This is a genomic window from Neobacillus cucumis (genome assembly GCF_016908975.1).
In the GTDB taxonomy this organism is placed as follows: domain Bacteria; phylum Bacillota; class Bacilli; order Bacillales; family Cytobacillaceae; genus Neobacillus; species Neobacillus cucumis.
Genome location: NZ_JAFBEX010000032.1, coordinates 40,813 through 47,401, shown reverse-complemented (window position 1 = coordinate 47,401; position 6,589 = coordinate 40,813). Strand labels below are relative to the sequence as shown.

Here is a 6,589-nt window from a genome sequence, read left to right as displayed (position 1 = left end):
TCACACCCGTTCCCATACCGAACACGGAAGTTAAGCTTCTCAGCGCCGATGGTAGTTGGGACCTTGTCCCTGTGAGAGTAGGACGTTGCCAGGCAAATAAAAAAGACAACCAAAAATGGTTGTCTTTTTTTGTCTATATTTAAATGATAAGAAAGTATAAATTTCGACTTCGAGAATTGTCCAGCTCCAGCGCCTAGCCCCTCGAGGTCATAAGCCACTCCCAAAGGAAGGCAAAAAGCGCCTTCCTTTTGGGAGAGTCTTATGCTTGTCGGGGCTGACCAAGGCGCTTGCGCTTTTCTTATCATACTATTTTTTTGATAGTCCAATATTACGAAAAAAGTCGAATCTATTAACAACTCTATTTTCTAAGGTTTTGAGGTTTTACAACCGTGAAATTTGGAGAAAATCAGTAATAGCGAATCGTTGCATCTTCCTTAAATTTTCAGTATAATTAAAGTCAAATATAGTCAAAGTCAGAAGATGGGAGGTGGGAAGATGGGAAACATCTCCGATATTATTGAAAAATATCTGAAGCAGGTTTTGGAAATGAGTGATGAAGACCTTGTAGAAATTAAGCGAAGCGAAATTGCTGATAAGTTTCAATGTGTCCCTTCACAAATAAACTATGTTATTAATACCCGTTTTACGATCGAAAGAGGATATATTGTTGAAAGTAAGCGGGGCGGCGGTGGATATATTCGAATAATGAAGGTCCAATCCCACGACTTAGCCCATTTAATTGACCATTTGCTTTCCCTTGTCGAAAATCGAATAAGTCAAGCAAGTGCTGAAGACGTAATTGTAAGACTTATTCAAGAAGAGATCATTACTAAACGAGAAGCAAAAATCATGTTAAGTGTGATTGACCGGTCTGTATTATACATTGATCTTCCATACCGAGATGAATTACGGGCTAGAATGTTAAAAGCAATGTTAACTTCTTTAAAATATAAATAATTGCCTAGCTTAAAGAGGTGAGAATATGATTTGTCAAGAATGCAATCAAAGACCTGCGGCACTTCATTTTACCAAAATCATGAATGGTGAAAAAACGGAAGTTCATCTTTGTGAAAAGTGCGCTCAGGAAAAAGGCGAAATGTTTATGCTAAGCGGAGAATCGGGTTTTGCCTTTAATAATCTTTTAGCAGGTCTATTAAATATTGACCCTACCTTTCAAAAGCCGAGCCAAAATCCTTTCCAGCAAGAGGAGATTCTTCAATGTCAGCATTGCTCTATGACATTTTCGCAGTTTTTAAAGGTTGGCAAGTTTGGCTGTGCTCATTGTTATGAGACTTTTAAAGAACAGCTAAATCCAGTCTTAAAGCGTCTCCATAGCGGAAACTGGACCCATAATGGTAAAATACCAAAAAGAATTGGCGGAGAGTTCCAACTTCGCAAACAGATTGAAGAGTATAAAATTGATTTAAGAGAAGCTATCTCCCAGGAGGAATTTGAAAAAGCAGCTGAAATCCGTGATCAAATTCGCTTACTTGAGAAACAGTTAGCTGGAAATGAAGAGGGAGGTGAATAGCATGTCGCTTGAGCGATTTTTTAATCAAGCTGTCAGCTCCTGGATGAGCGAGGAGGGACCTGATTCCGATATTGTTCTTAGTTCCCGAATCCGCTTGGCTCGAAATTTTGAAGCTTATAAATTTCCAACTGTTTTTTCACACGAAGAAGCAAAAGTAATAATCCATACAATGGAAGATATTTTAACTACTTCCCCTGTGAAGAAATTCGGGCAAATGGATTTATTGAAAATGGATGAAATACAGCCCCTTCAAAAGCGGGTTTTAGTGGAAAAGCATTTAATCAGTCCACTGCTTGCTGAGGATTCTCCATATGGCGCTGTTCTGTTAACAGAAAATGAAGAAGTAAGTATTATGATTAATGAAGAGGATCATATTCGAATTCAGTGTTTGTTCCCTGGTCTGCAAATAGCAGAAGCTTTACATGCTGCGAATGAAATAGATGATTGGCTTGAAAGTAATATTCATTATGCTTTTGATGAAAAATATGGCTATTTAACCAGCTGCCCAACGAATGTCGGAACAGGTCTTCGCGCTTCTGTGATGATGCATTTACCAGGATTAATTTTAACACAGCAAATTAATCGCATCATTCCAGCCATTCACCAGTTAGGTCTTGTTGTAAGAGGTATTTACGGTGAAGGCAGTGAAGCATTAGGAAATATTTTTCAAATTTCTAATCAGATTACCCTTGGGAAATCAGAAGAGGACATTAGCCGTGATTTAAAAGGGGTAGCTAGTCAGCTTATTTCACAAGAAAGGTCCGCTCGTGAAGCATTACGCAAGACTTCTAACATACAATTAGAAGACAGGGTGTTCCGTTCCTTAGGAGTGCTTTCCAATAGCCGGATTATTGAAACGAAGGAAGCAGCCCGCTGCCTTTCGGATGTTCGGCTTGGAATAGATATGGGGTATATAAATAATATGCCCAAAACCATCTTAAATGAATTAATGATTTTAACCCAGCCGGGTTTTCTTCAGCAATATGCAGGAGGTCCATTAAGGCCCCATGAAAGGGATATTAGAAGGGCAGCATTAATTAGGGACCGAATTAACATGGAGAATGAAAAATAGGTGAGGAGGAAGAGGATATGATGTTTGGACGTTTTACTGAAAGGGCACAAAAGGTTCTAGCACTGGCACAAGAGGAAGCAATTCGTCTAGGTCACAATAACATTGGAACTGAGCATGTTTTATTAGGACTTGTACGCGAAGGTGAAGGGATTGCGGCAAAAGCCCTTTATGGCCTTGGTTTAGGATCTGAAAAAATTCAAAAAGAAGTCGAAAATTTAATCGGCAAAGGACAGGAAACATCTCAAACCATTCACTATACTCCGAGAGCTAAAAAGGTTATTGAATTGTCAATGGATGAGGCTCGAAAATTAGGACATTCCTATGTGGGTACAGAACATATCCTCCTTGGTCTAATCCGTGAAGGAGAAGGTGTTGCAGCAAGGGTATTAAACAACCTTGGAGTTAGTTTAAATAAGGCCCGTCAGCAAGTCCTTCAGCTATTAGGCAGTAATGAGTCCAGCTCACACCAAGGCGGAGCATCTGTTAGCGCGAATACACCTACACTAGATAGTCTTGCAAGGGATTTAACCGCCATTGCACGTGAAGGCAGTCTGGACCCCGTGATTGGGCGTAGTAAAGAAATTCAGCGTGTCATTGAGGTATTAAGCCGCAGAACGAAAAATAATCCGGTATTGATTGGCGAGCCTGGTGTTGGTAAAACGGCGATTGCCGAAGGGCTTGCTCAGCAAATTGTCAACAATGAAGTGCCCGAGATTCTTCGTGATAAGCGTGTAATGACACTTGATATGGGAACAGTCGTGGCAGGAACGAAATATCGTGGTGAGTTTGAAGACCGCTTGAAGAAGGTAATGGATGAAATTCGTCAAGCCGGAAATATTATTCTATTTATTGACGAATTGCACACCTTAATTGGTGCAGGGGGTGCAGAAGGGGCCATTGACGCCTCTAACATCTTAAAGCCATCTCTTGCCCGCGGTGAGCTTCAATGTATTGGTGCAACGACACTTGATGAATATCGTAAATATATTGAAAAAGATGCTGCCCTTGAACGCCGCTTCCAGCCAATTCGTGTGGATGAGCCAACTCTTGAAGAATCTATTCAAATTCTAGCAGGCTTGCGCGACCGTTACGAGGCCCATCACCGTGTTTCAATTACGGATGAAGCCATCGATGCAGCGGTTAAGCTGTCCGACCGTTATATCTCAGACCGATTCTTACCTGACAAAGCAATTGACTTAATTGATGAAGCGGGTTCAAAGGTAAGACTTCGTTCTTATACAACGCCTCCAAATTTAAAAGAGTTAGAGGTTAAACTTGAGGACGTTAGAAAAGAGAAGGATTCAGCGGTTCAAAGTCAAGAATTCGAGAAAGCAGCTTCTTTAAGAGATACAGAGCAGCGTCTCCGTGAACAGTTGGAGGAAACGAAGAAAACGTGGAAAGAAAAACAAGGTAAAGAAAATAATGAAGTAACCGTAGAGGATATTGCCAGTGTCGTATCAAGCTGGACGGGTGTACCAGTCTCTAAACTTGCAGAAACTGAAACGGCGAAATTGTTGAATTTAGAAGAATCTCTGCACTCCCGTGTTATTGGGCAAGAAGAAGCAGTTATTGCCGTTTCTAAGGCTGTGCGTCGTGCGAGAGCGGGATTAAAGGATCCAAAACGTCCAATTGGTTCTTTTGTCTTCCTTGGTCCTACTGGTGTAGGTAAAACAGAACTAGCCCGTGCTCTAGCGGAAGCCATGTTCGGTGATGAGGATTCGATGATTCGAATCGATATGTCTGAGTACATGGAGAAACATTCTACTTCCCGCCTTGTAGGTTCACCTCCAGGATATGTCGGTTATGAAGAGGGCGGACAATTAACTGAAAAGGTTCGTAGAAAACCATACTCAGTTATCTTACTGGATGAGATTGAAAAGGCACATCCAGATGTCTTTAATATCCTGCTGCAAGTTCTTGAAGATGGCCGCTTAACCGATTCAAAGGGTAGAACGGTCGATTTCCGAAATACTGTTCTTATTATGACTTCCAATGTAGGGGCAGAAGCATTAAAGAGAAATAAATATGTAGGCTTCAATATTCAAGATGGAGCACAGGATTACAAAGATATGAAGGGCAAGGTCATGGACGAACTGAAAAAGGCCTTCCGTCCAGAATTCCTGAATCGTATCGATGAAATTATTGTTTTCCATGCTTTAGAGAAAAAGCATCTTGAAGAAATCGTTACTCTATTATCAGATCAACTGGTAAAACGATTGAAAGAACAAAATATCTCGTTAGAATTAACATCAGCAGCTAAAGAGAAAATCTCTCAAGAAGGCTACGATCCGGAGTACGGAGCAAGACCTCTCCGCCGTGCGATTCAAAAGCATATTGAAGATCGTCTTTCTGAAGAATTATTAAAGGGAACGTTATTAACGGGTCAACATGCTATAATAGATGTAGTGAATGGTGAGTTCGTTGTTAGAATGGCGGAACAAACAAGTTTAGCAAAATAATTATACGATTAATGAATAATTTTAGTGTCTAACCACACATGCAAGAGGTACACGTGAATAAAGCCAACCCGTGTACCTCTTTTTTCATTTGTAAAATTGCTAATAGGCTATTGCACAATAGTTTTAGGAAAGGTTTGAAGGGAATGGTCAAACGGAAAACCAAGTTTATCTGTCAAGACTGTGGCTATGAATCTCCAAAATGGATGGGGAAATGCCCTGGTTGTGGACAATGGAATAAGATGGTCGAGGAAGTGGAGGTTACAGGTACTGCCAGAAGAGGGGCATTTGCTCATACTCAGCCCGGTGCTAATCTATTAACCAAACCAATGCGGATTAACGCGATTGAAATGGAGAACGAACCCAGAATTTTAACGGATTTACAAGAGCTTAACCGCGTTCTTGGTGGTGGTGTCGTTAAGGGTTCATTAGTATTGATTGGCGGTGACCCTGGAATAGGGAAATCTACCCTTCTTCTACAGGTCTCCTCACAGCTGGCGAACAAAGGGAATTCTGTTCTTTACATATCAGGTGAAGAATCGTTAAGACAGACGAAGCTTCGTGCGGAACGGCTAGGGATTTCATCAGAAAACCTGCTAGTGTATGCAGAAACCAATCTTGAAGAAATTAACCGGACGATTGACAGTGAGAATCCAAGCTTTGTGATTATAGACTCCATTCAAACCGTTTTCCATCCAGAAGTCACTTCTGCACCTGGCAGTGTTTCTCAAGTACGGGAATGTACGGCTGAATTAATGCGGATTGGAAAAACCAAAGGAATTGCCATATTTATTGTCGGGCATGTAACGAAGGAAGGTTCCATTGCAGGTCCAAGGCTATTAGAACATATGGTCGATACTGTCCTTTACTTTGAAGGGGAAAGACATCATACCTACAGAATCCTAAGAGCCGTTAAAAACCGTTTTGGCTCTACAAATGAAATGGGCATCTTTGAGATGAAGGAATTTGGGCTTGAAGAAGTGGGAAATCCTTCAGAGATTTTCTTGGAGGAGCGTTCTCGCGGTGCGGCAGGATCGACGGTTGTTGCCTCAATGGAAGGAACACGTCCCGTTCTCGTGGAGATACAGGCGCTTATCTCTCCTACGAGCTTTGGAAATCCACGAAGAATGGCAACGGGTATTGACCATAATCGGGTACCGCTATTAATGGCGGTTTTAGAGAAGCGTGTGGGGATGCTTCTGGCTAATCAAGATGCTTATTTAAAGGTAGCAGGCGGAGTAAAATTGGATGAACCAGCCATCGATTTAGCGATTGCTGTAAGTATTGCCTCTAGCTTTAGAGATCAGCCAACAAGGCCAACGGATTGTATTATTGGTGAAGTGGGTTTGACTGGTGAGGTAAGAAGGGTCTCAAGGATTGAACAACGCGTTCAAGAAGCGGCAAAATTAGGCTTTGAGCGTGTGATTTTACCGGCTAATAATTTAAGCGGCTGGACAGGACCAAAAGGTGTAAAGCTTATTGGAGTTTCCTCTGTAAGCGAGGCACTAAAAGCAGCGTTAGGAGGGTAGC

5 protein-coding genes and 1 rRNA gene are annotated in these 6,589 nt (G+C 41.5%); all 6 read left to right on the top strand.

All coding sequences use genetic code 11. From position 1 onward, the window contains the following. Positions 1-94, top strand: a 5S ribosomal RNA gene (gene rrf / locus JOC76_RS26605); the annotation flags it as partial. Positions 95-495: 401 nt separating this feature from the next. Continuing rightward, positions 496-957 carry a CtsR family transcriptional regulator gene (locus tag JOC76_RS26600; protein ID WP_205181823.1) on the top strand — a complete coding sequence of 154 codons (462 nt, stop codon included), beginning with the start codon at positions 496-498 and terminating at the stop codon, positions 955-957. A gap of 25 nt (positions 958-982) precedes the next feature. After that, positions 983-1,531, top strand: coding sequence for a protein-arginine kinase activator protein McsA (gene mcsA, locus JOC76_RS26595; RefSeq protein ID WP_205181822.1), 549 nt, complete (start codon positions 983-985; stop codon positions 1,529-1,531). 1 nt (position 1,532) lies between these two features. Beyond that, positions 1,533-2,603, top strand: coding sequence for a protein-arginine kinase McsB (gene mcsB / locus JOC76_RS26590; RefSeq protein ID WP_205181821.1), 1,071 nt, complete (start codon positions 1,533-1,535; stop codon positions 2,601-2,603). Between the two features lie 17 nt (positions 2,604-2,620). After that, positions 2,621-5,062 carry an ATP-dependent protease ATP-binding subunit ClpC gene (gene clpC / locus JOC76_RS26585; RefSeq protein ID WP_205181820.1) on the top strand — a complete coding sequence of 814 codons (2,442 nt, stop codon included), beginning with the start codon at positions 2,621-2,623 and terminating at the stop codon, positions 5,060-5,062. 143 nt (positions 5,063-5,205) lie between these two features. Continuing rightward, positions 5,206-6,588, top strand: coding sequence for a DNA repair protein RadA (gene radA / locus JOC76_RS26580; RefSeq protein WP_205181819.1), 1,383 nt, complete (start codon positions 5,206-5,208; stop codon positions 6,586-6,588). The last annotated feature ends 1 nt before the right edge of the window (position 6,589 follow it).